A 769-nucleotide genomic window follows, 5' to 3' on the forward strand; every position below is an offset into this window, starting at 1 on the left:
TGATCAAATCCTTATGCAGTACGCTTCTGGATAGAACCGAAAGTCCCATGCCGTTAATCACCGCTTCCTTTACACCTTGATTGCTGCTGATAGTGAACATTGATTTCGGCCGAAGTCCATTTGAACTGAGTACATGATCGAGAAATTCTCTCGTCCCGGAGCCTTTCTCTCTTGTCACCCACGCTTCGTTCTGCAAATCGCTGATCGAAATCTCTTTCCGCCCGGCCAGCGGATGCTGATTTGGAGCGGCAATGCACATTTCATCCTCCATGAACGGTTCAATTTCCAGCTCATTCTCGTTTGTATGTCCTTCAATCAGCCCGATATCAGCCTGAAGCATACGCACACGCTCGCTGACCTCCTCTGTATTGCCAATCATGACATCGAGGTTCAGCTCTGGATACAGCTTTTGCAGCTGGGCCAATAGCGGCGGAAGAATATACTCACCGATTGTAAAGCTTGCAGCTATTTTCAATTCGCCCTTCACATAGTGATGATGCGCATAGATTTCAGCCTTGGCTTGTTCGTAGAGAAACACCATTTGCTTTGCTCTTTGATATAAAATGTCTCCTGTCGGCGTTGTCGTAAAGTGTTTTGGCGACCTGTTTAGAAGAGCCGTTTGAAATTCTTTCTCAAGATTTTTGATATGCAGACTGACGCTGGGCTGGGAGATCATCAGCTTTTCTGCCGCTTTTGTGAAGTTTTTTTCTTCTACCACCGCTATAAACGTTTTCAGCACGTCGTAATACAAAAACCCCACCCCTGTCAT

1 protein-coding gene is annotated in these 769 nt (G+C 46.2%); it reads right to left on the reverse strand.

The window, feature by feature from the left end; translation table 11 throughout:
• Positions 1-751 (reverse strand): cysJI operon transcriptional regulator CysL (gene cysL, locus ACWHAR_RS26150; protein WP_452088307.1); only part of this gene is annotated, 751 nt, incomplete at its 3' end.
• Between the last annotated feature and the right edge of the window lie 18 nt (positions 752-769).

The organism is Bacillus sp. LR--39 (assembly GCF_053613335.1).